Source organism: Morganella morganii (assembly GCF_019242955.1).
Taxonomy (GTDB): domain Bacteria; phylum Pseudomonadota; class Gammaproteobacteria; order Enterobacterales; family Enterobacteriaceae; genus Morganella; species Morganella sibonii.
On sequence record NZ_CP066129.1, the window covers coordinates 2,581,301 to 2,605,405 of the forward strand.

General features: G+C 47.9%; 28 protein-coding genes and 1 tRNA gene. 10 read left to right on the forward strand and 19 right to left on the reverse strand.

Annotation, left to right across the window (positions count from 1 at the left end):
• Positions 1-144: 144 nt before the first annotated feature.
• The 3 genes from fadJ to JC793_RS12000 all read right to left on the reverse strand — a co-directional run bounded on the left by fadJ (position 145) and on the right by JC793_RS12000 (position 4,057).
• Positions 145-2,298, reverse strand: a complete 2,154-nt coding sequence (gene fadJ / locus JC793_RS11990; RefSeq protein WP_218426278.1) for a fatty acid oxidation complex subunit alpha FadJ — start codon at positions 2,296-2,298, stop codon at positions 145-147.
• Positions 2,299-2,310: 12 nt separating this feature from the next.
• The gene (fadI, locus tag JC793_RS11995; protein ID WP_218426279.1) at positions 2,311-3,603 is read right to left on the reverse strand and encodes an acetyl-CoA C-acyltransferase FadI; all 1,293 of its coding nucleotides are present in this window, start codon (positions 3,601-3,603) and stop codon (positions 2,311-2,313) included.
• 211 nt (positions 3,604-3,814) lie between these two features.
• Positions 3,815-4,057: a YfcZ/YiiS family protein gene (locus JC793_RS12000; protein ID WP_247717086.1), complete on the reverse strand. Its 243-nt coding sequence runs from the start codon at positions 4,055-4,057 to the stop codon at positions 3,815-3,817.
• A gap of 393 nt (positions 4,058-4,450) precedes the next feature.
• Here JC793_RS12000 and fadL point away from each other — a divergent pair, with 393 nt between their 5' ends.
• Positions 4,451-5,791, forward strand: a complete 1,341-nt coding sequence (gene fadL, locus JC793_RS12005; RefSeq protein WP_218426280.1) for a long-chain fatty acid transporter FadL — start codon at positions 4,451-4,453, stop codon at positions 5,789-5,791.
• A 72-nt stretch (positions 5,792-5,863) separates the two neighbouring features.
• Here fadL and mlaA read toward each other — a convergent pair whose 3' ends face one another.
• On the reverse strand, positions 5,864-6,622 hold the full coding sequence (gene mlaA, locus JC793_RS12010) for a phospholipid-binding lipoprotein MlaA (protein WP_052927011.1): 759 nt from the start codon (positions 6,620-6,622) through the stop codon (positions 5,864-5,866).
• Positions 6,623-6,804: 182 nt separating this feature from the next.
• Here mlaA and proC point away from each other — a divergent pair, with 182 nt between their 5' ends.
• The gene (proC, locus tag JC793_RS12015) at positions 6,805-7,614 is read left to right on the forward strand and encodes a pyrroline-5-carboxylate reductase (protein ID WP_218426281.1); all 810 of its coding nucleotides are present in this window, start codon (positions 6,805-6,807) and stop codon (positions 7,612-7,614) included.
• Positions 7,615-7,679: 65 nt separating this feature from the next.
• On the opposite strand, the gene dsdA is transcribed toward proC, so the two are convergent.
• Together dsdA and dsdX are read right to left on the reverse strand one after the other, a co-directional pair.
• Positions 7,680-9,014 carry a D-serine ammonia-lyase gene (gene dsdA, locus JC793_RS12020; RefSeq protein ID WP_218428418.1) on the reverse strand — a complete coding sequence of 445 codons (1,335 nt, stop codon included), beginning with the start codon at positions 9,012-9,014 and terminating at the stop codon, positions 7,680-7,682.
• 12 nt (positions 9,015-9,026) lie between these two features.
• Positions 9,027-10,364: a D-serine transporter DsdX gene (gene dsdX, locus JC793_RS12025; protein WP_052927009.1), complete on the reverse strand. Its 1,338-nt coding sequence runs from the start codon at positions 10,362-10,364 to the stop codon at positions 9,027-9,029.
• Between the two features lie 218 nt (positions 10,365-10,582).
• Between dsdX and dsdC the strand changes: the two genes are divergently transcribed.
• Together dsdC and JC793_RS12035 are read left to right on the forward strand one after the other, a co-directional pair.
• Positions 10,583-11,542, forward strand: a complete 960-nt coding sequence (dsdC, locus tag JC793_RS12030; RefSeq protein WP_218426282.1) for a DNA-binding transcriptional regulator DsdC — start codon at positions 10,583-10,585, stop codon at positions 11,540-11,542.
• Between the two features lie 197 nt (positions 11,543-11,739).
• Positions 11,740-11,814, forward strand: a tRNA-Arg gene (locus JC793_RS12035).
• Positions 11,815-12,633: 819 nt separating this feature from the next.
• Here JC793_RS12035 and lysC read toward each other — a convergent pair.
• Genes lysC through JC793_RS12060 form a run of 5 tightly spaced genes read right to left on the reverse strand, consistent with a single transcriptional unit; the run spans position 12,634 to position 13,971 of the window.
• The gene (gene lysC / locus JC793_RS12040; RefSeq protein ID WP_218426283.1) at positions 12,634-12,834 is read right to left on the reverse strand and encodes an Rz1-like lysis system protein LysC; all 201 of its coding nucleotides are present in this window, start codon (positions 12,832-12,834) and stop codon (positions 12,634-12,636) included.
• A complete protein-coding gene (locus JC793_RS12045; protein ID WP_166708130.1) occupies positions 12,797-13,174 on the reverse strand; it encodes a hypothetical protein in 378 nt (125 codons plus the stop codon). Before JC793_RS12045 ends, lysC begins: the two co-directional genes overlap by 38 nt.
• Positions 13,171-13,329, reverse strand: coding sequence for a hypothetical protein (locus JC793_RS12050; protein ID WP_166708131.1), 159 nt, complete (start codon positions 13,327-13,329; stop codon positions 13,171-13,173). Before JC793_RS12050 ends, JC793_RS12045 begins: the two co-directional genes overlap by 4 nt.
• Positions 13,311-13,787: a lysozyme gene (locus JC793_RS12055; RefSeq protein ID WP_112549535.1), complete on the reverse strand. Its 477-nt coding sequence runs from the start codon at positions 13,785-13,787 to the stop codon at positions 13,311-13,313. Before JC793_RS12055 ends, JC793_RS12050 begins: the two co-directional genes overlap by 19 nt.
• Positions 13,780-13,971, reverse strand: coding sequence for a phage holin family protein (locus JC793_RS12060; RefSeq protein ID WP_046893979.1), 192 nt, complete (start codon positions 13,969-13,971; stop codon positions 13,780-13,782). The genes JC793_RS12055 and JC793_RS12060 overlap by 8 nt, the downstream gene beginning before the upstream one ends.
• Positions 13,972-14,845: 874 nt before the next feature.
• Here JC793_RS12060 and JC793_RS12065 point away from each other — a divergent pair.
• Positions 14,846-15,553, forward strand: coding sequence for a LexA family protein (locus JC793_RS12065; RefSeq protein ID WP_052927002.1), 708 nt, complete (start codon positions 14,846-14,848; stop codon positions 15,551-15,553).
• 144 nt (positions 15,554-15,697) lie between these two features.
• The gene (locus tag JC793_RS12070) at positions 15,698-16,030 is read left to right on the forward strand and encodes a hypothetical protein (protein WP_247717237.1); all 333 of its coding nucleotides are present in this window, start codon (positions 15,698-15,700) and stop codon (positions 16,028-16,030) included.
• 41 nt (positions 16,031-16,071) lie between these two features.
• Here the strand turns inward: JC793_RS12070 and JC793_RS12075 are convergent, their stop codons facing one another.
• Positions 16,072-16,287 carry a hypothetical protein gene (locus JC793_RS12075; protein ID WP_247717238.1) on the reverse strand — a complete coding sequence of 72 codons (216 nt, stop codon included), beginning with the start codon at positions 16,285-16,287 and terminating at the stop codon, positions 16,072-16,074.
• 466 nt (positions 16,288-16,753) lie between these two features.
• Here JC793_RS12075 and nlpA point away from each other — a divergent pair, with 466 nt between their 5' ends.
• Positions 16,754-17,569, forward strand: coding sequence for a lipoprotein NlpA (gene nlpA / locus JC793_RS12080; RefSeq protein ID WP_107678919.1), 816 nt, complete (start codon positions 16,754-16,756; stop codon positions 17,567-17,569).
• Between the two features lie 44 nt (positions 17,570-17,613).
• Here nlpA and JC793_RS12085 read toward each other — a convergent pair whose 3' ends face one another.
• Positions 17,614-18,276 (reverse strand): CerR family C-terminal domain-containing protein, encoded by a 663-nt coding sequence (locus tag JC793_RS12085; protein WP_247717239.1) that lies wholly within the window; start codon positions 18,274-18,276, stop codon positions 17,614-17,616.
• A gap of 33 nt (positions 18,277-18,309) precedes the next feature.
• Positions 18,310-19,581, reverse strand: a complete 1,272-nt coding sequence (locus JC793_RS12090; RefSeq protein WP_112549531.1) for a M24 family metallopeptidase — start codon at positions 19,579-19,581, stop codon at positions 18,310-18,312.
• 164 nt (positions 19,582-19,745) lie between these two features.
• Between JC793_RS12090 and JC793_RS12095 the strand changes: the two genes are divergently transcribed.
• The 3 genes from JC793_RS12095 (at position 19,746) to JC793_RS12105 (ending at position 20,988) form a co-directional block, all read left to right on the forward strand.
• Entirely contained in the window at positions 19,746-20,180 is a 435-nt protein-coding gene (locus JC793_RS12095; RefSeq protein ID WP_218426285.1) for a hypothetical protein, read from the forward strand.
• Between the two features lie 173 nt (positions 20,181-20,353).
• Positions 20,354-20,524, forward strand: coding sequence for a hypothetical protein (locus tag JC793_RS12100; RefSeq protein ID WP_181257579.1), 171 nt, complete (start codon positions 20,354-20,356; stop codon positions 20,522-20,524).
• A gap of 245 nt (positions 20,525-20,769) precedes the next feature.
• Positions 20,770-20,988, forward strand: coding sequence for a hypothetical protein (locus tag JC793_RS12105; RefSeq protein ID WP_218426286.1), 219 nt, complete (start codon positions 20,770-20,772; stop codon positions 20,986-20,988).
• A gap of 362 nt (positions 20,989-21,350) precedes the next feature.
• Here the strand turns inward: JC793_RS12105 and JC793_RS12110 are convergent, their stop codons facing one another.
• From JC793_RS12110 to JC793_RS19620, 5 genes are all read right to left on the reverse strand, one after another.
• Complete coding sequence (locus JC793_RS12110; protein WP_247717240.1) at positions 21,351-22,157, reverse strand: sulfite exporter TauE/SafE family protein; 807 nt, start codon at positions 22,155-22,157, stop codon at positions 21,351-21,353.
• A gap of 172 nt (positions 22,158-22,329) precedes the next feature.
• Complete coding sequence (locus JC793_RS12115) at positions 22,330-22,521, reverse strand: YegP family protein (protein ID WP_046893969.1); 192 nt, start codon at positions 22,519-22,521, stop codon at positions 22,330-22,332.
• A gap of 120 nt (positions 22,522-22,641) precedes the next feature.
• Positions 22,642-23,112 carry a GNAT family N-acetyltransferase gene (locus JC793_RS12120; RefSeq protein WP_247717241.1) on the reverse strand — a complete coding sequence of 157 codons (471 nt, stop codon included), beginning with the start codon at positions 23,110-23,112 and terminating at the stop codon, positions 22,642-22,644.
• An 88-nt stretch (positions 23,113-23,200) separates the two neighbouring features.
• A complete protein-coding gene (locus JC793_RS12125; RefSeq protein ID WP_046893968.1) occupies positions 23,201-23,422 on the reverse strand; it encodes an HP1242/YdcH family protein in 222 nt (73 codons plus the stop codon).
• Between the two features lie 166 nt (positions 23,423-23,588).
• A complete protein-coding gene (locus JC793_RS19620) occupies positions 23,589-23,984 on the reverse strand; it encodes a hypothetical protein (RefSeq protein ID WP_247717242.1) in 396 nt (131 codons plus the stop codon).
• Positions 23,985-24,105 lie beyond the last annotated feature (121 nt).

A 24,105-nucleotide genomic window follows, 5' to 3' on the forward strand; every position in this document is an offset into this window, starting at 1 on the left:
TCTGCGTCCCCGTCAGGGGAGATGAGAGGCATTCTGCCTCAAATTAATCATAATTAAAATGATTCAGCACAGAGATAAACCTGAATTTTGTTCAGAACCTGTTCAGAAAAATAAAACAATTCACTGTCGTCTCACCGTAATTTCTCAGTAAAACCGGCGCTTATCCGCTGCACGTTGCCGTAACGCCTTACACGGTATGAAACGGTCACCGTAACGGGCAGCCAGTGCTGTCAGTTTTTCTGTCATAACGGCTGCGGACAGGCTGTCCATATAGTAAAACGGCCCGCCAAGGAACGGCGGAAAACCGATACCGAAGACCGCGCCGATATCGCCGTCTGCCGGGGAACGGATAACCTGTTCATCCAGTGCCCTCACGGCTTCATTGAGCATCATCATCAGGCAGCGCTCTGTGATTTCCTGTGGTGTCAGGCGTTCCCGCACGGTAATACCCAGCAGCGGATAGATCTGTTTGTCAGCTTTACGCGGTGTCTTCCGGCCACAGCGTTTCCACCACGGTACTGGTGTGTAATCATAAAAACCGCGTTTGTTTTTCTTCCCCAGACGGTTATCGCGGAAAAGGGCATCCAGCTGCGGCGGCAGTGCAAACCGCTCACCAAATGCGGTCTCCAGTACCGGCATAATTTTGGTGCCGACATCGATCCCCACTTCATCCAGCAGTGCTACCGGCCCTAACGGAAAGCCGAAATCTGTCAGTGCCTTGTCGATTTTTTCTGCCGGTTCACCTTCAACCAGACAATGCAGTGCTTCCGTAATATACGGCGCCAGGATGCGGTTAACATAAAATCCGGCTTTATCGCCGACCACAATCGCTGTTTTTCCCTGTTTGCGCGCCAGTTGCAATGTGGTCGCCAGTGTTATTGCATCGGTGCCCTCATGAGGAATAATTTCCGCCAGCGGCATTTTTTCGGCCGGGCTGAAATAGTGCAGTCCGATGATTTTTTCAGGTCGTAACGCCTTTGCAGCAATATCACGAATGGGCAGTGACGAGGTATTCGAGGCAAAAATAGTATCCGGAGATGTCACGGCTTCTGTTTCCGCGATCATTTGCTGTTTGAGTGACAGGGATTCAAAAACCGCTTCCGCCACAAAATCAATACGGTGAAATCCTCTGTAATCCGTGGTGCCGGTCATTCCGTGCATCAGTTGTGTCCGCTCACGCGGGGAAAGACGTCTGCGTTTCACCTGCCTGCTCAGATGCTGCCAGAAAAAGGCCAGTGCTTTACTGACCCCCTCTTGTGAAACATCTTTAATTCTGACCGGCAACCCGGCACGCTGGCAGGTGATTGCGGCTATTCCGGCGCCCATCAGCCCGCCACCCAGCACTGCCACATGGTGTAATTCTGCTGGTTTTACGCCATCCGCTATATCTTTTTTCAGCGCTGTTGAGGCAAAAAAGAGATGGCGGAGTGCGCCGGATACCGGTGTGACCGCCAGTTTACCAAATGCAGCCGCCTCGGCGTTAAACCCGGCATCCCGCCCTTTTTCCTGTCCGCACTGTACCACATCAATAATCTGCTCAGCCGCCGGATAGTGCCCGCAGGTGCGGCGGCGAACCTGTTTGCGGATTATACGGAAAAGGATATCCCGTATCCCTTTCATTTTCATTATTTTTTGCCGGAACGGCACCGGAGCACGCTGTGCAGGATTTGCCGACAATGCGCGGGCAACCGCTGTTTCCAGTAAAATTTCCGGCGGTACAATATCATCGGCCAGCCGTATTTTAACGGCTTGTTTTGTCCGCAACTGCCGCCCGGTCAGCATCATATCCAGAGCCGCCGTCAGCCCGATCAGTGCAGGAAGACGCTGTGTACCGCCGGAACCGGGCAACAGCCCCAGCTGAACTTCCGGCAGACCGAGCCGGGTTTTATCGCTGTCAGAGACAACACGACTGCGGCAGGCCATAGCCAGTTCCAGCCCGCCTCCGAGACAACTGCCGTGAATAGCGGCAACAACCGGCAGCGGATAATTTTCAATCAGATTAAATAACCGTTGCCCGGATTCAGAAAGCGCCTGAGCCTGTGAAGCCTCAGTACACCCGGCAATCATATGAATATCCGCCCCGGCAATAAAGGTATCCGGCTTGCCGGAGATAATCACCATCGCCCGCAGTCCCGGAATTTTGCGGGCATCCCGCAGCACCGCTTCGAACTGTTCAGCGAATTCAGCCTTCAGGGTATTTACTTTCTCACCGGGGACATCAATGGTGATAACGCCGGTGTGATCCGGACGCACTGTCAGGCGGAAAGCAGAAGGTGTTTCATCATGCTGTGTCATCATCAGTCTCCCGTCTTATTCCGTTTCCCAGATCATCGCCACACCAAGACCGCCCGCGGCACAAGCCGTAGTCATTGCAAAACCGCCACCCCGCCGCTTCAGTTCCCGCAGTGTCTGTGTCACCATCCGGGCACCGGTTGCCGCAAAAGGGTGTCCGTAAGCAATCGATCCGCCGAGCACATTAAACCGCGCCGGGTCCACTTCACCAATTGCCGATGTCCGGTTGAGTTTGTCACGGGCAAAGTCCCCGCTGGCAAAACAATGCAGATTAGTCAGAACCTGAGCGGCAAACGCTTCATGCATATCAATCAGCGTCAGGTCGGATAATGCCAGCCCGGCACGATCAAGTGCCTGCGGGGCAGCATATGATGGCCCCAGCAGCATATCTTCCTGAACGGTATTGCCCGTAAATGCATAGCTGCGCAGAAACCCCAGCGGGGTCAGCCCGAGTTCCCGGGCGCGGTTTTCTGTCATCATCAGCACAGCGGCCGCACCGTCTGTCAGTGGCGTGCTGTTTGCTGCGGTGACTGTGCCGTGGCGTTTATCAAATGCCGGTTTCAGTTGGGCATAACTGCCGGCCAGCGAATTTTTCCGTAATGTATTGTCTTCTTCACAGATCTGACTGAACGGCGGAAAACGGGCGATCATCACTTCATCGCGCAGCACACCGGATGTCCACGCCTGTGTGGCAGCCAGATGTGACTGATGCGCAAACGCATCCTGCGCTTCACGGCTGATATGGTAACGCTTCGCCATCTGTTCGGCAGTATCGCCCATACGCAGACCGGTGGAATATTCAGCCACCGCCGGAGCCACAGGCAGAAGGTCCCGCGGCCGCAGAGCCGCCAGTAACCGGAGCTTCTGAGAGACTGTCCGGGCTTTACTGAGATCCAGTAATACCCCTGCCAGTTTGCGTGACACGCCAATCGGCAGGACAGACGCCGAGTCCGCCCCGCCCGCCACCGCTATCTGACTCTGCCCGCATTGTATTGCCTGCGCCGCATTGGCAATCGCCTGAAAACTGGTGGCGCAGGCGCGGGTCACCGAGTACGCATCTGTTGTCACCGGCAATCCGGCACTGAGAACAATTTCGCGGGCGATATTGGGTGCGGCAGGCATTTGTATCACCTGACCGAAAACGACAAGATCAACCAGTTCTGCCGGAAATGACTGACGGAAAAGAAGTTCCTGCACCACAGCCCGGCCCAGTTCAACCGCAGGAATATCACGGTATACCGTGGACTGACGGGCAAACGGTGTCCGTAATCCGTCAACAATTGCAATACGCTCTGCCTGTGCCTGCTTCATTCGTTCATCCTTACATGATGAGAGGTTATCACGAACCGCCGGTGGTCTGACCTGATGATATTGTTAACATCATGTTGCATTCACGCAATGTGAATAACTGAAAAGTGCGAGGTTGCTCAGGGAAATAAACTTTTTGTATAGCAGAAGGTAATAAAAAAGGCCCCCGTATTTACCGGAGGCCTGAATTCAGTTTGCGTATTATTCTGATGAATTAACGCAGACCCAGTTCAAAGATCAATGTTTCAGCCTGGCAGCTGAAAGTGAAATCCGCTTTCAGCTCAACGCCGTCAGCCGTTTCTTTATATTCGCTGTGGATTTTGCATGGTTCAGATGCAGCTGCATTTGCTTTGGCAGTCAGTGTTGCCATCATCTGCTCAGCATCGGCTTTAGATGCAAATACGCGCTCGAAAGAAGAGGTGCAGCTTTCGTTATCAATAATAGTGCCTACATCCACACAGCAGCATGCTGAGGTTTCTTCTGCGCTGCACAGTTTTTTTTTCGTCAGCCATTTCAGTCTCCCGTTAGTTAAAAATAGCCTGCAGTATTAGTACTGAATCATACCATTTATCAAAGTAAACCATAATAATTCAATCTAATGTTTGATCTACTCGGGCTAAAGCCACTTTTCGGCCTTAAAAAAACCATAAATGTTAAAATATTGTAATCTAAATCGCATTTTTGCATCTCAATCCGCTTATTTCAGTACAAAAAAATAACATTTAAGTGTACTGATTCTATACTCTCTCAACTGGTCTGATTTGTCATATCCACAAGCAAACATACAATCCAGCGCTACTTCTGACTACCAAAGTAGTACATAAACAAAATAAACAAGAGGGTTTTGGTCATGAACCAGAAAAACCTGTTCACTCGTTCAGCATTGGCAGTGGCAGTTTCATTAACAGCAACACACGCTTTTGCTGCGGGTTTTCAATTAAATGAATATTCCACGTCTGCACTCGGACGTGCGTTTTCAGGGGAAGGTGCCGTGGCAGATGATGCCAGTGTCGGCAGCCGCAACCCGGCAGCAATGACATTATTTGATCGTCCGTCCATGTCCGCCGGTGCGATCCTGATCAACCCGTCAGTGGATATCAGCGGAAAGTCCCCGCTGACCGGCAACAGCACTGATGCCAAAGATATTGCACCAAGCGCAGTTGTCCCGAACCTGCATTTTATTTTGCCGATTAATGAAAAATGGTCAGTCGGCGCATCAACCACCACAAACTTCGGTCTGGCAACTGAGTTCAAAGATAACTACTCCGCCGGTGCCATCGGCGGTAAAACTGATCTCGTTACCGCTAACTTTAACGTCGCGGGTGCTTACCGTCTGAATGACAATTTCAGTTTTGGTCTGGGGCTGAATGCGGTTTACGCCGATGCGGAAATTTCCCGTCATACCGGTGAATTAGGCCGGGTTGCAGCCGGGATCACCAAAAACCCGGCATTGGCAAAAATTCCTGCGAACTCAAATCTTGCCAAACTCAAAGGTGACGGCTGGGGCTACGGCTGGAATGCCGGTATGTTATATGAACTGGATAAAAACAACCGTTTCAGCCTGACTTACCGTTCCAAAGTCACCGTGAAATTTAAAGATGGTGATTTCACCCAAAATATTCCGGGTCTGCTTGACCGTTCCACCAAGGGTAAACTGGATCTGAATTTACCGGATATCTGGGAGCTCTCTGCTTATCATCGTGTTGCACCAAAATGGGCTGTTCACTATACCTTTGCTTACACCGGCTGGGATTCATTCCAGGAGCTGAAAGCAACGGATAAAGGAAACGGCGGCGTTCTGTTTGAAAAGCATGAAGGCTTTAAAAATGCGTACCGTGTAGCATTAGGTACCACCTATTATCACGATGATAACTGGACCTTCCGTGGTGGTATTGCCTTTGATGACAGTCCGGTTCCGGCGAATAACCGTTCCATCTCTATTCCGGATCAGGATCGTATCTGGTTCAGCCTGGGTTCAACCTACGCCTTCAACAAAGATGCCTCTGTTGATGTCGGTGTTGCCTACATGCACGGACGTAAAGTCGATATTTCTGAACCACTGATGAGTAAAGATCAGCTTGCAGCTATCGGCGGTAAATTAGGTAATCCGAACCTGCAAATGCCTAATTACGAATTCAGCTCCTCCGGTAAAGCCTGGTTATACGGCGTTAACTTTAACTACAGCTTCTGATTTTTCCCGGTTGCGTACATAAAAAAAGTTCTGGTCACTGACCAGAACTTTTTCTTTATCTGTACCGGCACATTATTCGCTGTCGATAGAATCCAAATCATCCGCAATCGCTGCCGCGTTCGGGTTTTCCTGTACCTTCAGTTCTCCGCCTGACGCCAGGAAATCGTTACGCTGGAAATAGGCTTCACGCATCATCAGATACGGATCGCTGGAATTATGCAGCACACCTTCCGCATCCAGTGCCTGTGCACGGTTATCAATACCTTCGATAGCCCATTTACCGACCCCCATCCAGATAGTCAGATAACTCAGCATCGGATACGTGGTATCCAGCCAGTCACCACCATCCACACGCGGAGTCCAGCCGCCATAGCCAGGGATAACCACATAAGGCCCGTACCCGACGCCGTAGTTTCCTAAGGTATTACCAAAACGGGCAGGTTCTGTTTTTGCCAGCTCAGGGTTCGCCATCGACGCAACATCAATCAGGCCGCCCAGTCCGAAGACCGTATTCAGGAAAAAGCGGTTAAAATGCTTGAATCCCTGATAAAAATCACCGCGCAGAAAATTGTTGACCATACTGGCCGGTTCTTCGAGATTGCCGAGGAAGTTGATGGTACCGTTTCGTGCCGGTTCCGGCACATAATCACGCCACGCCATCGCAACAGGTCTGAGCACATAAGGATCCAGCACATTATAGTTAAAATCGAACATTGTGCGGTTAAACCCTTCAAGCGGATCACTGCGCGTTCCCGGTGTCTGATCCGAACTTGCGCACCCGCCAATCAGCAGCACCGCAGCAAGTGTCAGGCCACTAACCTGATACTTCATATGATTCTCCATGCCAAAACGTGAGCAAATTTTACACTTTCACGTATCTATAATAGGTCAATATTACCCGGATTTTGTATATTTGTGTATGTAAATCATGCCTAAATTACCGGGTTACCCCGGCGCCGCAGAGTGGTATCCTGCTCTTCCGGTCAGTCTTTACAGGCAATACAGGAGCCATCATGAATAAAAAAATCGGATTTATTGGTTGCGGAAATATGGGAAAAGCAATCCTTAATGGCCTGATTTCAGGAAAAATTATCAGCCCTGATACTGTTTTTGTGCATAACCACAGCCCGGCCAGTACTGACCGTGTGGCTCAGGAATTCGGTGTTCATGGTGAATCGCACGCTCAGCGTGTAGCGGAACAATCCGATATTATTTTTATAGGTGTAAAACCGTATGCCGTACCCGGCGTATTACGGGATATTTCGCCCTGCCTGAAACAGAATACCCTTATTGTTTCGATGGCCGCCGGTGTCACACTGGAAATCCTGGAAGCTGCTCTGCCGTCACAGGCCAAAGTTGTCCGCCTGATGCCGAACACCCCCGCTCTGGTCAATGCAGGTATGACATCAGTCACCGTCAATTCTTTTCTGTCTGATGAAGAAACTGAGCTGGTTATGTCGCTGTGCCGCAGTTTCGGCCGTGCCGAACGGGTTCCGGAATCACTGATTGATGCCGTTATCGGTGTCAGCGGCTCCGCTCCCGCTTATGTTTTTATGTTTATTGAAGCGATGTCCGATGCGGCAGTGGCAGGTGGAATGCCGCGCAAACAGGCCTATGAGTTTGCGGCACAAACCGTGATGGGGGCTGCCAAAATGGTGCTGGAAACCGGTAAACATCCGGGTGAACTGAAAGATATGGTCTGCTCTCCCGGCGGTACCACGATTGAAGCGGTAATAAAACTGGAGGAAACCGGTCTGCGTCAGTCCGTTATCGCCGGTGTCCGCAGTGCGATCGAAAAATCACAGGAAATGAGCCGGAAATAATCACCGGATACCGGAACCGGCATTTATTGCACCGGTTCCGGTCTGTTCAGACTATCACCACGTTATCAGTTGCTTTTGGCCTGAGATAAATATTTCGCCATTTCATCCTCAGGAACCATTCCGCCGCCGGTTGCCCAGACCAGATGCGTGGCATTTGCCATCACTTCCGGTGTCAGCGCATTAGCCTGTAAATACGCTTCATTCCGGGTCACATGCATGCACCCCGGCATACCCGCTAAAGCAGAAGGCTCCAGCCTGATCGCTTCGGTCTGATCAAGTAACCCCAACAGGTTATACATTTCTGCGTCGTCAATCGTGTAATAGCCGTCGAGCAGCCGTTCCATTGCCCGGCCGACAAATCCCGATGCCCGGCCGACCGCCAGACCGTCCGCCGCGGTAATATTATCAATGCCGATTTCCTGAACCGAAATAGCATCATGAAGACCGGTATGCACCCCAAGCAGCATACACGGCGAATGTGTCGGTTCAGCAAACAGGCAATGCACCGCATCACCAAATGCCAGTTTTAACCCGAACGCAACACCGCCGGGGCCTCCGCCGACACCGCAGGGTAAATACACAAACAGCGGATGCTGTTCATCGACTGTCATTCCCTTTTCAGCAAATTGTTTTTTCAGCCGCAGACCCGCAACCGCATAACCTAAAAAGAGCGTGACGGAGTTTTCATCATCGATAAAGAAACAGGATGGATCTTTTTCTGCCTCTTTGCGCCCCTGCTCCACCGCAATGCTGTAATCCTGTTCATATTCAACAACATTCACACCATGTGAGCGTAATTTGTCTTTTTTCCATTGTCTGGCATCCGCAGACATGTGCACACTGACACTGAAGCCAAGTTTTGCACTCATAATACCGATGGACATCCCTAAGTTACCCGTTGACCCGACGGCAATACGATATTGACTGAAAAACTGCCGGAATTTTTCAGAGAATAACACCGCATAATCGTCACCGGTTGACAGTAACCCTGCTTCCAGCGCTAGTTTTTCCGCATGGGTAAGCACTTCATAGATACCGCCGCGCGCTTTTATCGAGCCGGAAATCGGCAGATGGCTGTCTTTCTTAAGAAACATTTTTCCGGCTACCGGTGTCTGATAACGCGCCTCAAGAGCGGCCTGCATATCAGGAATCGCAACTGTGTCAGACTCAATAATGCCCTGCATAGCCTGCGTTTCAGGAAATGCTTTCATCAGATACGGGGCAAAGCGGTTTAAGCGGGCTTCCGCATCCTTTACATCGTCAATCGTCAATCCCACGTACGGTAAACCAGCTTCTGTGGTGGTCACAGCAGGGTTAAACCATGTAACCGGTTTTAAATCAATCAGTTCCTGTACCAAAGGGTAATCAGCAATAAGCTTTTCAATATTAATCTGAGTCATCATTAGTCTCTTTTAAATCACAAATGAAAGTGCAAAGGTGCCTGCCAGCGCGACAACTGACGCAATCAGCGTGGCGACACTGTAATAACGGAATGTTTCAGACAGCGTGGCATTACAATATTGTTTCACCAGCCAGAATAAGGAATCGGTCACGATGGTGCAGCCGATTGCCCCGGAGCCGATAGCCAGGGTCATAATTTCAGGGCTGATATGGGGATACAGCGGCATCAGCGGAGCCACAATCGCGGTTGCGCCCATCATAGCGACAGTGGCAGAGCCGACTGCGGCATGAAGAATAATAGCCACCAGCCAGGCCAGTAAAATCGGGTGCATATCGATACCGGACAACACCAGTGCCAGAGAATCACTCAGTCCGCTGCCTTTCAGGATGCCGTTGAATGCACCACCGGCCCCGATGATTAATAAGATATTTGCAATCGAGCTAAAGCTCTCTTCCGTCTTACTGAGCAGAACGCTCATTCCCATATTGCGGCGGATACCCAGCATGTAATAAGCGGCAAACGCAGCGATAAACATGGCGGTTATCGGATTACCGATAAACTGTAAAAAGGTGAGTAACGGATTATCTTTACTCATGTTCAGATCTGCGGTTGTTTTAACCAGCATGAGCACAATCGGCAGCAGAACCGTAAATAACGATGCACCTAATGACGGTAAGTCTTTTTCTTCACGTACCTTCAGGTCAGCAAACGCAGCCGGTACGACCTTGAACGGTAAACGATCGCCAAGGAATTTCAGGAACAACGGCCCGCCAATCAGCGATGCAACCAACCCCACAGCTAACCCGGCCACAATCACCGTTCCGATATCCGCACCGAGTTCATTCGTGACAAACAACGCCGCCGGGTGCGGCGGAATAATACAGTGCACGGCCATCAGCGCGGTGCATAACGGAATCGCCAGTTTTAATAATGACGTATTTGTTTTTTTGGCGATCGAAAACGCCAGCGGGATAAGCAATACAACCCCGACCTCGACAAACAGCGTGATACCACAGATAAGACCGATAAGGATCATGGTGACATCGGGGCTTAACCAGCGGCATTTTTCCAGCGTAATCCCGATTCGCTCGGCAGCGCCGGATATTTCCATCATCTTTCCGAGTATCGTTCCCAGTCCGATAATCGCCGCCAAAAATCCGAGTGTCCCGCCAATCCCGTCTTCGATGGCACTGACCATCTCCAGCGGATTCATTTTCATGGCGATCCCGACAAAAAAGCTGGTGAGCAGCAGTGCTAAAAACGGGTGAAACTTAAATTTAATAATTGAAATAATGATCAGCAAGATACTGAAAACCAGCGTACCGATCATCCACATTGTAGAGTCCATATCCTACCCCTGACTGTATTGTTGTTGTGGTTTTATTGGATAATAAATATTCAGGGGTGACAAACGATGAAAGCGGGGCGTTGGGTTAGCTCAGTTAATCCAAATGCGTGATATTCGTCAAATTAAGTAATTTTTTCGTGAATTGCATCATATCAATTCATCTTAAGCGCGGTATTCTTTATGAAAAATACGTCCGCATAATAAAAAAGAGAGATGATATGACATCGAATATGAATCCGTATGAACCATCAGGATTCCTGCGGCGAAACAAACGGGTATCGAGTCATCAGTTATCACGCCTGCATACGTTTGAAGCTGCGGCACGGCACAGCTCATTTGCACTGGCAGCACAGGAACTGGCGCTGACACCCGGTGCGGTCAGTCACCGCATCAATATGCTTGAAAGCGAACTGGGCTTCCGGTTATTTGAACGTTTTCACCGCCGTATTGAACTCACGTCAGATGGTGAGCGTATATACTGGGCCTTACGAAAAAACCTGGATGATATCAACCAGGAAATTATTGATATCAAGAATCAGGAAATCTCCGGTGAATTAACCGTTTATTCCCGCCCGTCACTCGCACAATGCTGGCTGATTCCGGGCATAGCGGATTTTACAGAGCAGTACCCCGCTATTCAGCTGAACCTGTTAACAGGTAATGACGAGGTTAATTTTCGCGGCTATGGTATTGATATCGCAATTTATTACGATGATATGTCAAGACCGAATCTCTATTGCGAAGATTTGATGTCAGAATCCATTGTGCCGGTATGCAGCCCCGAATATGCAGAGCGTTATGATCTGCATAACAATCTTCATCAGCTCAGGAACTGCATGTTATTACATGACCGCCAGGCATGGAGCAGTAACTCCGATTACGACGAATGGAAAGCGTGGAGTGAACACTATCAGCCTGATTTATTCCCTCACCGGCGTAATCTCTGTTTTGATCGTTCAGACCTGGCAATTGTGGCCGCGATGAATCATGCCGGTGTCGCGATGGGACGTAAGCAACTGGTGGAAAAACGTATTAAGAGCAAAATGCTGGTGATGCCTTTCGGGGATATTTCACTGACATGCCGGCAGCGATATTATTTTGCGATGCTCGGCGACAAGCGTAACCCGAAAGCAGATATCTTTATTCAGTGGCTAAAACAACAGGTTACCAAAAGATAGCCGGGAGAACCGTCCGTTCTCCGGCATTCCGCAAATAATGTACACAATCTGTACACCCTGAACAGATGTATCCGGCAAAAAATACACCAGTAACCGGAAACCGGAAAAAACAAAGCGGAAATAAAGACTTGATAGAATACGGGGTTGAGCGGTAACATATGACCCGCCGTAAATCCGGCTATACAGCCGGGCATCATGTCCTCTTAGTTAAATGGATATAACAAGCCCCTCCTAAGGGCTAATTGCAGGTTCGATTCCTGCAGGGGACACCAAGACCGAGTAACCTCGCATTACCCTCCGTTACCAAAACCCCCAAAAAAATCATACCGATTATCAGCTGGTAGCGGGCTGTTTCTTTTCATCTCAAAAGATGGCGGAAAAATCTGTCGTTTCCAGTACCGAAAAGACGGGCAGGAGCGAACCCATGTCATCGGCTCATAACAGGATTTCTCAGGTTCGACTTTCAGTAAGGTTCTGCGAGTATTTTTAATCATCCTGCGAATGCATTAGTGAAATACATTGAGTCACAACCGGACTGTTCCCTGCAGACAAGATAGGCCGGTATTTACCAGCGGCTCACCTCCGGTCAAAGAAAAACTATCTAACCTTGTGGGTTATTCATAAAAAAGCCCCGCTATTTAGCGAGGCGTTATGCGAAAAGAGTTAAAAAATACTACTGCATTACGGCGGGTTTGTTCCGACAGGTATTGGGTATTCCGATGTTGTTACTTTCGGGTATGTTACCGGCGGCCATTGTGGTGTTGTGTATGTCGGAATTTCTGGCTCCGGTGTTGTCACTTCAGGGGTTGTCACCCACGGAGTTGTTGCCCTCGGGGTTGTCACTGACGGAGTTGTGATCGGTGGACATGTACACGTTGGTGTTACCGGCGGACATGTCGGCTCCGGCGGACACGTCGGTTTCGGTTTTTCCGGCTCCGGACATTCACACTCACATCCGCATTTACAGCAGTTGTTAACAATTACCTTGATAACTGTCTGACCATTCTCACAACACGTTCCCTTTTTTACTTCTGTCATTTTTTAATCCTCAAATAACATTGTTCAATATTGAACTGTTTAAATATACAGTATTATTGAGATACCTTATAATCCGCTCCGGACGCCCGCATATATTCAAACTCACGTATTGCCTGCTTATCGTGATTGCAGCCTGCAATTGATTTCATGGCATCGGTCAGCAGCAGGATCGCGCCACCGTAAGTCAGTTCATCCGGGATAACCGGCAGCGGGCAGTCAGCGAGAAGATGAGCCGGAACCGGTACTGACGGCACGGGTACGAATATCTCTTTCGTATTGCTGCAACCCGCCAGTGACACCATCAGGAACAGGAGCAGCAGCGCATTCACTCTCTTTAAGTTCTGTTTTGATAATTGTCTTAACATTGATGTGTTCCGCTTCCTCCGCCTGCTTTACCCGGATATTACTGAGTGCAATACGGTGTCCGGCCATAAATGCTGTCCGCGTCAGATGATTGACCGCCAGCTGCTGGTCATATTTATCCTTTAGTACCCGGTAGTTGTCTTTCAGGCCACCGTACAGATGCAGGGTCAGCAACAGGCCGGTCAATATCACAATGCAGATACCGGACACTATTTTTGTCAGGATATTCATGATGTTTCACACTGATAATGAATGACTTCTGCCTGCGGATGTCCCGGCAGAGGCCGGCAGTAATCCGGAAGTGAATACAGATAACAACCTGCCAGCAGACAGGTTGTCAGTAAGATGATGGCGGCAATAATCAGCACTACAGGGTTGCACGACATACCGCATTCTCCGTTTCGCGCCGGTTAATCAGCCCCTGCCACTGCTTACCGCCCGCAAATGTCCAGCGCTTCATTTCGTCACACGCACCGGCGATATCACCGGCATTGAGTTTACGCAGCATCGCGGAACGCGAGAATGCACCGGGGCCGGTGTTATACACGAAAGAATAGATGGCGGCTCTGGTTGTATCGTCAACCGGGACTTTAATCATCGGATCAACAGCACGGCGGACTTTCTCAAGGTCACGGTGCAGCAGCGCCCGGCACTCATCAGCCGTATAAATTTTTCCCGTCTGAATATCACCGCCGGTATGCCCGTAACAGACAGTCAGTACTCCGGCCACATCACGGTAAGGTTTATATTCCACCCCCTCATAGGCCGTGATCAGTACCAGGGCAGCGGCAACAGCACCGCCTGCAGCGGCGGCAGCTGCTTTTTTGCTCAGATTATTATTCATGATGTTCTCCGGCTTTTATCTGATACTCTTTCCGCCGGTAATACCAATTGATAAAAAATGTACCAATGGTACAGACAATCCCGATAAGGACTGCCCACTGATCCAGCGATAACACTCCCAGAACAGAAGTAATAAGCCCCCAGGTATATGCTGCGGGCCCGGAATATTTATCTGACATGCTCATATACACTCCCTTGCAGAGTGTTCCGTAAATATTATTGAAAGGTAAATTCAGATAATGGATTAAATATAAAAACTAATGCACCGTTGTTTCCGGCTCTTTATTTCTGACGGCCTTTAACCGGGAATCAATATCCGTAATCGCAGAACGTCCGAATCCCGGAGAGATATAGGCTTTACTGACAGTTTTTCCGCAAAATTTAATTCTCTTCATTCCTTTTGACGGACATTTCATTACCGGATTCGGCTCAGGCTCACCTCTGATTTCACGAACGTAGCGGTACAGGCGCGTGACAGCGTCCTGTGCCACAGCATATTGCGGAATATAATGCCGACCCTGTTTAACCATTCCCACTTTTACCAGACTGCCGATTTTATGCAAAATTGTAGTATATGTCCGGATAAAAATTTCAGATGTTCCGGTATATTGCGCAGCATCACTATTAGTAAAATATTCATAGTCCCGGCAGGCCCGGATAATATCGGTATATATTTTAAATTTTTCCTCAGTCATAAGGACATCCTCCGTAATATTACCCTATAAATAATCAGCAGTGCACTGTATTAAACAGCACTATACCGATAGTTATAAAATATAAATAATTGTCAGGGAAATTTAAATAAATTGAATATAAATGTTGCCGGATAATACCGGCAATAATCCCGTTTGCGGGACTCATGTTTGATGGCGATGCGTTTCGTATACCTGCCCCGGAAATACACAACGGTATGCTTCCCGGGTTTGTGCGCATTTTTCAGCGCAGACTGTTAAAGAGCGGTACAACATCATCTGTTGATGGATATAATAATACCATAACTATTAAATATGTCAATATCTTTAGTATTGACAAAAATTTGATTTTTGGTATTACTATAGTATGAATGAAAAACGACAACTGACGACAGAACAGCTGGCAGACTGCCGAAGACTGAAAGCTTTGTATGAGTCAAAGAAAAAAGAGCTGGGTATCACCCAGCAGAGCATTGCTGACATACTGAATATCAGCCAGGGCGCCGTCGGTCACTATCTTAACGGCCGTAACGCATTGAATTTACAGACAGCTAGTGTTTTTTCCTCACAACTTAATGTCCCGATTTCAGATTTCAGCCCGTCTCTTGCCACTGAGGCACAGGCGCTGAGCGCTGCTATTGACAGCAATATTTCCGGCTTGCGGCCTTACAAGCCCTCCCCCCGATACCCGGTGATAAGTTGGGTACAGGCGGGTGCCTGGAATGAAGCAAATGAAGCCTACTGCCTGGATCAAATCGATGAATGGTATGAATCGGAAACCCATGTTCAGGGTGCTGCATTCTGGCTGAGGGTCGAAGGGGATTCCATGACAGCCCCGACCGGTAAAAGCGTACCTGACGGCTCGCTGATCCTTATTGATACCGGCAAAGATTCTGAAAACGGCAGCCTGGTCGTCGCAAAACTGACAGATTCTAACGAAGCCACATTCAAAAAACTGGTTATCGACGGTGGCAACTGGTATCTGAAAGGACTTAACCCGACGTGGCCTGCGATGAAAGTCAACGGTGACTGCAAAATTATCGGTGTTGCCGTTCAGATGATGATGAAGCTGTAATTATCTTCACCCTCCCGGCAGAGGGCATTTTCCGGATAAATATAATACTTATGGTAGTTATTTTGCAGTGACAGGTATCATGCCTGAATAATACTAATAGTATTTTTATTAGTATTGATGTTCAGAAAGGTAAAGGAGACAGAAATGAGTTGCCGCGGATATCATTGCGCCAGAGCCCGCCGGTCTGCCCGCAGACAGCAATTACAGGCAGAGTACCAGCTTAACAAAGAGCTGAAAGCCGCCCTCAGCGGGGAACATATTAACGGAGAGCACATTAACGGAGAGCGCATTCAGGAAGAACCTGTTTTATCGCTGAACAGGCAGCCAATGAACAGAGTCACAAAAGCGCTCTCAGTTCGCCGCACTTATACTGTGAATTCTGCCGGCAGTTGCTGCCTGACAAGCACATCGCTGTATTCCGCCAGCCGCTATCCGTCAAAACCAAAGTCCGGATACGGCGTTACTGCGAAAGTATGAACAGTGACAGATAAACGCCGGGGCCCCCGGCGTTTATCACATTATCCGACCGAATGCAGTTTTACATGTGATCCGAGATACTCCCGCTTACGTTGATTATCAGCAACTTTGTAGCATTCCGGATACAGTGCCGCAATCTCGTCCATTAATTGTGCAGGTGTATTAACTGCTTCCATTTTTGATGCAAGAGCCAGTGCCATATCAAAAGCCACCCGCTCAACAGGATTATATTTTGGTGAAAAGATTTTATTTGGCATATTATTTCTCCATTTATCATTGATAAATAACAATATGCATTACTTATCATTGTGCAGGCTTCCGAAATGAGTATAACGGAATATATTTTCCGGAACAGGTCAGTAACTGCGTATTTGATCAATACAGCAACCTTTTTCCGGTGTGCTATATTCTTTTTTTCTCATCATAATAACTTTCAAATATTAACGTGTCCTTTGTCACATTTTGTCATCATTCACTGACAAATCCCGATAATACATTAACCAGACTTTAAAAAGCCGGACACTACTACACATCCGCTCCGGTATAGTAAGTTCATCCAAGTAGAGAGTACCCTGAAGAAATGTTGTGATTATGCCCGCGGATTGCGGGCTTTTTTTTTTTTCTGTCAAGATGAAATTTTTGCATCACCCTCCCCGTTGACCTTTCTTTCATTTTGCCGCTATTTACTGAGACATACTTTCAGTAAACAGAATGGTGAACATAATGAAAAAACAATTTTCTCTGTTTTTTTCCGGTGCTGTTTTAGCGCTGGGATTTTTACTGTCGGGTTGTGATAAGGGCACAACTGACATGACAAAAATTAAAGTCGGTGTGATTAATGGCGCCGAGCAGGATGTGGCAGAGGTTGCCAAAAAAGTGGCCAGAGAAAAATACGGACTGGATGTCGAACTGGTCGGCTTCAGCGGCTCCCTGTTACCGAATGATCCGACAGCCAACGGTGACCTCGATGCCAACGTTTTCCAGCATCGTCCGTTCCTGGCTCAGGACAATAATGCACGGGGCTATAATCTGGTCGCAGTGGGGAATACCTTTGTATTTCCGATGGCCGGTTATTCCGATAAAATCAGCAATATCAGTGAATTAAAAACCGGCGATACTATCGCTATGCCGAATGACCCGACAAACCTGGGTCGCGCATTATTATTAATGGAAAAAGAGAAGCTGATTAAATTAAAGTCCGGTACCGGTTTGTTACCTACCGCGCTTGATATTACCGAAAATCCGCTGCAACTGAATATCATGGAGCTGGAAGGTGCCCAGTTACCAAGGGTGATTAAAGATCCGAAAGTGACTGTGGCGATTATCAGCACCACCTATCTTCAGCAGACCGGTTTATCTCCGGTAAAAGACAGTGTGTTTATCGAAGATAAAGAATCGCCGTACGTCAATATTATTGTCACCCGTGAGGATAATAAAGACGCAGAGAATGTGCAGAAATTTATCAAAGCTTATCAGTCACCGGAAGTAGCAAAGGCCGCTGAAACCCTGTTTAACGGCGGGGCTGTTCCCGGCTGGTAATGACAACAAACTTAAGAGTGCCGGACACCGTCCGGCACGATTTCTCACTCCTGATCCAGTCCCAGTGCACGGCATGAAAGCAGCACAATCTGTCCGGTAATGGCTGTCAGTGAATCCTCACTGACTGATTTTTCTTCACTGCGGCGAAGATAGGCTTTCTGCGCCACCACGAATCCCAGAATCTGTCCTATCAGTGCATGTGCCCTGATAATCGCTGTTTTTGTATCTGCCTGTACATCCGCAAGCTGTACCAGACGGGTGAGCTGTTCATGAAATGGTTCGATAAAGGACTGATAAATCACATTATAATTTTCAGTCTGCTCCAGTTGTTCCCGCAAAATCAGTGTGGCATACAGCGCATGCTCCGGCGACAGCAGTGCTCTGCACAGCCCGGTAACCATACTGGTCAGAACCGTTTTCAGTGCTGTTTTACCGGGATGCGCCTGTACCATCAATGCTGCCGTGGCGGCATCAATCCCGCTGACATCCGTGACTGCCGCCAGATCATCTGTGATTTTACGGATCACCGCCGCATATACACCCGACTTTCCCCCCATATGATAAGGAATAGCCGACTGATTCACACCCGCCTCCTCCGCCAGCTGCCGGGTCCGGACACCGCTGACGCCGCTCAGGGCAAACAGGCGGACGCCCGCCTGTATCAGTTTCTCTTTGGTCTGCTCTGAGGAGAGCGCATGTTTATTCATCTTATCCGTCATCTGCGGCATTCACCGGTATAATCAGAGATCAGCACGCATCAGCCGGGTGGAATTATCATTAAGCTCAATTCCGCCGTTTTTCCCGACAATCACCGTGCCGCCAAGGTTACACAGATGATAGCCAAAGGCACAGTTAGGTTCAAATGCAAAACTCATTCCCGCTTTCAGCACCAGCTCCCGTCCGGGATTCGGCAAACGTTCCACTTTACGGTAACGGGATACCAGCGGCAGAGACTCAATACCCGGCGCAGTACCGAACCCGATCGGGCCATACGGATTGATGCTGTGAATGAGCGGATGCACATGCCAGCCGCCGGAAGCCAGCAATGGTTTTTCCATTTCATCCACCACTTCCCCGAATGTCACACCCTCTTTCAGATATGACACCCCAATGTCATAACACTCTCTGGCGACCAGAGCTGCTTTTTCCAGCTGCGGATGGATTTTTCCGACCGCAACGGCTGCCTGATGCTGGGTTTCATACATTCCGTACAGTGCAAAAATTTCGGACAATACAATATCACCTGACACAATCTCTCTTGGTTTCTGTGAACGGTACTGCCAGGCCGGCTGACCCCAGCCGATATATTCCGGACCGGATCCCATCAGAATCTCAGCGGTAAAACCACCCGCGGATAAACAGGTGGCGGTCACTGCCGCCGCAATATCCGCCTCGCTGTTTCCCGGTACAGCAGTCACCCGCATCGCTTCACTCATGGCTTCACCAATCGCCGCAGCATGACGGATATGAGCAAGTTCTTCTTCACTTTTCACTGATGCGCGGACAAAAAAGTCACGATAGACCGGCACGATCGCCGCCTGCGGGTACGCTTCTTTAATCCCGGTCAGGGTATTAAACGGCATTGCACCATCAAAATAGAACGGCGGATACGGCTCCAGCCCGATCACGCCGATTTGTGCCGCCGCCGGGACATTCATTTCCCTGAGCAGCGCACCGATATTACGCCCGGTTTTGCCGACCATAATCTGTGACGGGGACAACCACTGATTGTCCCCTCGCATTGCGGCCTGCATATGGTCAGCAATCATCATCGGCGCAAATGTCACGACAACGGGGTCATTATCCTGATAAAAAATCACCACAGAGCCAAGACGATCATTCGTAAAATAGTGATCCACACAAAACGGGGCCGGTGCAGCCGATTCCCGGTCACCGTAAACAATCAGAACATCCAGATTGCGCCGGCGCATGATGTCGCGCGCCAGGTTCCAGCGGCGATCCCGCTCCTGTAAAGAGAAACCGGCCGGTATTGCAGTATTAATCGTTTTCATAACCCACCTATATTTAATTCATTTGAATGAATTAATATCGTAGTGAATGATCTGAAATCCGTCAATGACAAGATCCGGATCAACACCTGAGAAAAAAGTAATGGATTGTTTTATCAGCAGATTTAAAATTGATCTGATAACAATATCAGCCCGGAAAGTGACTTATGAATATATTTTACCTTTATATCCTGCTCTATCAGGACAAAATTGTCGTCCGTGATGTCAGAACACACCGTGAAATGACGGGGATACCGGAAACGCCCTTTACCACAAACCGGTTGCTGGTCGGGGATATGCTCTCTGCCGCCAAAACACTGCAAAAGACGGTTTCACGCCTGACCTCCCCGCTGCCGCTGTGGAAAAAAATATTCAGTCCCCGCTACGCGGTGCTCGTTCACCCGATGGAAATGCGCGAAGGCGGATTATGCAATGTGGAAAAACGTATTTTCCGGGAACTGGCCGGTTTTATTGCCCCGAAAAGAACAGGGGCAGTGAAAGCCTATGTATGTGACCATCCCGATATGCAACCTGATCAACTGGTATTCGATGTGATGTCCGGTAAATTTAAGCTGACGGATGAAGAAAAAAACGCCTCCTGATCGTATTCCGGAGCGGATTTTCTTATTTAACTTTTCACAATAATCCTCTCCGGAAAAAATAAAATGAAGACTCCCTTAATTCTTTATGATGAACCGGATTAATTCAATTTAAGCTATTAATCACTATTTTTTCTGATAATAGTAATAACACCGCTATTGAAAAGGAAAAGGCAATGAATACAAATCAACACGATATAGATAAAGCCGCTGAAAAGATCATCAAAGGAATGGAGCGTATTAACCGCTTTGCAGATAAATACACAACATACCTTTCAGAAAAAGACAAGACGCACCTGATCAGGCTGACAACTGAATTACAAAAAAAACTGAATGCGGACAAATAATAAATTTATTTTTTGTTGATGATTCGTTTATTTTACAAATAAAAACAGGCTAATAAATTGATTAACAAGTGATTTTTTATAAATAAAACCTATAGCGAAATATCAGTATTTGTCAGTTTTCCGGGGATTTGAAAATATTGCCGCTGTTTATGTATATCCCGTTGTGCGGCGAAAAAAACAGGAATATGTTTCATCCATACCCGCTGAGCAGGTATAAATACTCCCGTAATCCTGAGGATATCATAATGAAACATTCAGCTCTTATTGTTGCAACGCTGGCCGGTTTATTCTCTTTCGGTGCAATGGCATCGACATCCGCACCGGCAGTTTCTGCGGCACATTCAGGTATTACCGCCACTAAAGCGGACAGTCATGCTAAAGCCGTAAAACACGAAGCAAAAGTAAAAAGTGAGAAAGGAAAAAAAGCAAAAAAAGTTAAAGAGGAAAAACAGAGCGCAATCTGATTATGATAACGGTGTTATCCGCGGATTAAACCGGCGCCATACCGGGCCGTAAAAAAACCTCCCGTCATACGGGAGGTTTTCCTTTCATCTTAATTACCCGTCATCAAACTGCTAACGCAATAACAAAGATAATGAGCGCGATGCAGGTGAAGAAACCAGTAGGGTATACCATCGTACTTTTCGTCATTGGTGACATGATCGAGTCTCCTGTAAACCTTGCTTAGTATCTGACAAACAAAGAACCCGAAGATATTTAAAGACATCCAAAGACATAAGTAAAGCTGATAGATCACAAAATCGGATGGTAACAGATAAGATACCGTTTCGCTTCATATCATTATTTTTCGGCGGAGATATCCGGTTTACTGCACAATGATCATAACCAGCAGTACAAATATCAGCAAAGCCAGATAAGATTTGGCATAGAATCGGTCCGGGATACGACCAATCAGCGGAGCACAGAGTTTTTGCCCCAGCCAGGAGCCGGCAATCAGTAAAACAAAGGCCTGAATATCCACATAACCGGCAAATCCGCTGCCGAATTCCGATGTTTCATTGCGGGCCAGAAGAATATAAGTCAGTGTACCGGTCAGTGCCATCGGCAAAGATAACGGGTTTGCCATGGCGGTCGCCTGTGCCATTTCCGCACCACGGCGGCGCATCAGCGGTACCGTCATAACACTGCCCCCCACACCCAGAAAGGCAGCCACAACACCAATGACAGTACCGGCTGCCGCAGTGGCACCCGCCGGCATTTCCCGCAAATGAGAAGCTGACTGTGTCATAAATCCGGGACGGAAAATGCTGTCCAGAATGGTAATGGCAAGGTACGCAATAAAAATCCATCTGACCCACTCCCCCTGAACTGCGATCGCCATCAGCGCGCCTGCGACGGCACCGGCGGCAATATAACCTGCCAGCGGACGTACCTGTGGCCAGTTAATCATTCCTGCGCGATGCTGACGAAGTGTCGCCATTGATGAGCTGAATATCATCACGCAGGTAGACGTGGCCACGGCAATATGCATGGCCGCAGCAGCGGTATGACTGTCAGCAGTCGCCGTTAACAGCGCATAAAGCAGAGGAACAATAAAGAATCCGCCGCCGAAACCGAATAACACGGTTGTTGACCCGACAAGACAGCCACACGCAAATAAGAGTAGAAACACAGAAACAGCCCCGCTTAACATAATCGTTGCCTTTACTATAAACAGCCCGCGGGGAGTTCGCTTTTGCATGCAGGACAACCGGTATTGTATTTCAGCCAGGATGGCTTCAGCGTCGTAAAAAAGAAAAGGCTCACTGATGTGTTCAGGAGCCTTATTAATTCTGCTGCTTATTTTATTTACCGGTCAGGTCTTTAATCTCTTCAGAAGGACCATTTTTCTGCACGGAGGCAATACCATTCAGCGCCCCCTGCTTTGATGCATACATCTCGCTGGTGGCGATAATTTCATGGTTACCGGCTTTCAGGACAAAATAGTACGGCTGTGATACATCTTTGGTCGATTTTTTTAACTCGTAATACCCCATAACAAGCTCCTCAGGTTGAAAAATCATGTTAATACGGCAAATCATAATGACGATTTCAGTATAGTCACTGATACGTAAAAACAGGAAATAAAAACCATAAAAGATAATTCCCGATGATATTCAGCGGCCAATCATCAGTAAATACGGGGTCTCATTACAGATAAAATGCCCTGCTTCTCTCATGCCGGATTTCAGATGCGCACGAACAGAGCGCTCATTATCCTGATTAATAAATGCAACCGGCTTTCCGCTGTTTTCCGCGCACACCTGTTTATATAATGCCGATAAAATCCCCTGTCCGCGATAATCCTTTGCGATACAGACCGGGCCATAAAACCAGTTATTTTCCAGCAGTTCACCAAATTGCTGTGAGATCAGTGCGGTCACCGGGGATATTTGTGCGGACTGCACCGGGAAACTGAATACCACACCTGCAATCACGTCATCGTCCTGAGCAATAATCACTGTCAGTGCATGCGCAAACATCGTTTCAACTTTTTTCAGCGGGTATTCTCCCAATAATCCCCCCTGCCGTGACTGTGCGTTTTCCTGTAATAATGCAGCAACCTTTCCGCAGTCCCTATTTTCCATCTGCCGGTAATGAATCATCCTCTTTCCCCCGTATTATTAAGCCTGAAACAAAAAGCCACCGGATAAACCGATGGCATATAAGGGAAATTCAGTCATCTTCCGGCGGATTTTTCAGAAGCTGGTGGATCTCTTCTTTCAGGCGTAATTTTTGTTTTTTCAGTTCCACCACTTCCTCACTGTAGCCACTTCTGTCTGACTTTTCCAGCCGGGCTATTTCATGATCGAGTTGATTGTGTTTATCAAACAACGTGCGGAACTCAAGGTTATTCTGGCGAAGATGGGAAATTAAATCACGGTATTCCGGAAACATAACAATTTACCTCCTGTCAGTGACTATATAATCATCATCTGCGATTTCCGCCTGCAAATCAAAGATCAGACGCTGAAAATTTGACATTGGTTTGTGGTTTAATACCGTATCCGTTTTTCGCTGCCTGCCTTCACGAAGATTCAGCTCCGGCACAACCGGCAGTAAATCAGGGTCTTATTGTGAAGGTCATACGTGCTGATGGTTTTACTTCGTAAGTCTGCTTTTCACTATTCCAGACAAACTCCGGCGCCGCATACCGGCCATAAGTATAGGAAGGAAACTCATTGGGTTTATAAGAAAAATCACTATCGATACCGGTATTTTTGCTTTCTTTTAGTCCGGCTTTAAAAATTTCATTCAGTTTATTTTGGCTTTTTTCTGCATCCTGCTCGAATTTCGAACGACCGGCAAGCATATAGCCAGGCTTACCGGTGGTATTATTTATACGATTATCGGGTGTTTTTTTGGTGGCTATCGTTAGTTCAGAGTGACTTTTATTTCCTGCCTCAGCACAACCAACAAGCAGACATAATGACAGATGAGATATAACTACATAATGCATAAGGTTAATTCCTGATAATTGACCCCGGCATTATTACATAAGATTATTTTATATGTAAATGTAGTGAAAAATAACATACCGTTATTAACTGATAATACCACCTGAGACTAAGTGAAATATA

Bases quoted from the DNA above. Each gene is read 5' to 3' on its own strand.
- fadJ (WP_218426278.1), bottom strand. From the start codon at position 2,298: ATGATGACACAGCATGATGAAACACCTTCTGCTTTCCGCCTGACAGTG.
- fadI (WP_218426279.1), bottom strand. From the start codon at position 3,603: ATGAAGCAGGCACAGGCAGAGCGTATTGCAATTGTTGACGGATTACGG.
- fadL (WP_218426280.1), top strand. From the start codon at position 4,451: ATGAACCAGAAAAACCTGTTCACTCGTTCAGCATTGGCAGTGGCAGTT.
- mlaA (WP_052927011.1), bottom strand. From the start codon at position 6,622: ATGAAGTATCAGGTTAGTGGCCTGACACTTGCTGCGGTGCTGCTGATT.
- proC (WP_218426281.1), top strand. From the start codon at position 6,805: ATGAATAAAAAAATCGGATTTATTGGTTGCGGAAATATGGGAAAAGCA.
- dsdA (WP_218428418.1), bottom strand. From the start codon at position 9,014: ATGACTCAGATTAATATTGAAAAGCTTATTGCTGATTACCCTTTGGTA.
- dsdX (WP_052927009.1), bottom strand. From the start codon at position 10,364: ATGGACTCTACAATGTGGATGATCGGTACGCTGGTTTTCAGTATCTTG.
- dsdC (WP_218426282.1), top strand. From the start codon at position 10,583: ATGACATCGAATATGAATCCGTATGAACCATCAGGATTCCTGCGGCGA.
- JC793_RS12045 (WP_166708130.1), bottom strand. From the start codon at position 13,174: ATGAATATCCTGACAAAAATAGTGTCCGGTATCTGCATTGTGATATTG.
- JC793_RS12050 (WP_166708131.1), bottom strand. From the start codon at position 13,329: ATGTCGTGCAACCCTGTAGTGCTGATTATTGCCGCCATCATCTTACTG.
- JC793_RS12055 (WP_112549535.1), bottom strand. From the start codon at position 13,787: ATGAATAATAATCTGAGCAAAAAAGCAGCTGCCGCCGCTGCAGGCGGT.
- JC793_RS12060 (WP_046893979.1), bottom strand. From the start codon at position 13,971: ATGAGCATGTCAGATAAATATTCCGGGCCCGCAGCATATACCTGGGGG.
- JC793_RS12065 (WP_052927002.1), top strand. From the start codon at position 14,846: ATGAATGAAAAACGACAACTGACGACAGAACAGCTGGCAGACTGCCGA.
- JC793_RS12070 (WP_247717237.1), top strand. From the start codon at position 15,698: ATGAGTTGCCGCGGATATCATTGCGCCAGAGCCCGCCGGTCTGCCCGC.
- JC793_RS12075 (WP_247717238.1), bottom strand. From the start codon at position 16,287: ATGCCAAATAAAATCTTTTCACCAAAATATAATCCTGTTGAGCGGGTG.
- nlpA (WP_107678919.1), top strand. From the start codon at position 16,754: ATGAAAAAACAATTTTCTCTGTTTTTTTCCGGTGCTGTTTTAGCGCTG.
- JC793_RS12085 (WP_247717239.1), bottom strand. From the start codon at position 18,276: ATGAATAAACATGCGCTCTCCTCAGAGCAGACCAAAGAGAAACTGATA.
- JC793_RS12090 (WP_112549531.1), bottom strand. From the start codon at position 19,581: ATGAAAACGATTAATACTGCAATACCGGCCGGTTTCTCTTTACAGGAG.
- JC793_RS12095 (WP_218426285.1), top strand. From the start codon at position 19,746: ATGAATATATTTTACCTTTATATCCTGCTCTATCAGGACAAAATTGTC.
- JC793_RS12100 (WP_181257579.1), top strand. From the start codon at position 20,354: ATGAATACAAATCAACACGATATAGATAAAGCCGCTGAAAAGATCATC.
- JC793_RS12105 (WP_218426286.1), top strand. From the start codon at position 20,770: ATGAAACATTCAGCTCTTATTGTTGCAACGCTGGCCGGTTTATTCTCT.
- JC793_RS12115 (WP_046893969.1), bottom strand. From the start codon at position 22,521: ATGGGGTATTACGAGTTAAAAAAATCGACCAAAGATGTATCACAGCCG.
- JC793_RS12120 (WP_247717241.1), bottom strand. From the start codon at position 23,112: ATGGAAAATAGGGACTGCGGAAAGGTTGCTGCATTATTACAGGAAAAC.
- JC793_RS12125 (WP_046893968.1), bottom strand. From the start codon at position 23,422: ATGTTTCCGGAATACCGTGATTTAATTTCCCATCTTCGCCAGAATAAC.
- JC793_RS19620 (WP_247717242.1), bottom strand. From the start codon at position 23,984: ATGCATTATGTAGTTATATCTCATCTGTCATTATGTCTGCTTGTTGGT.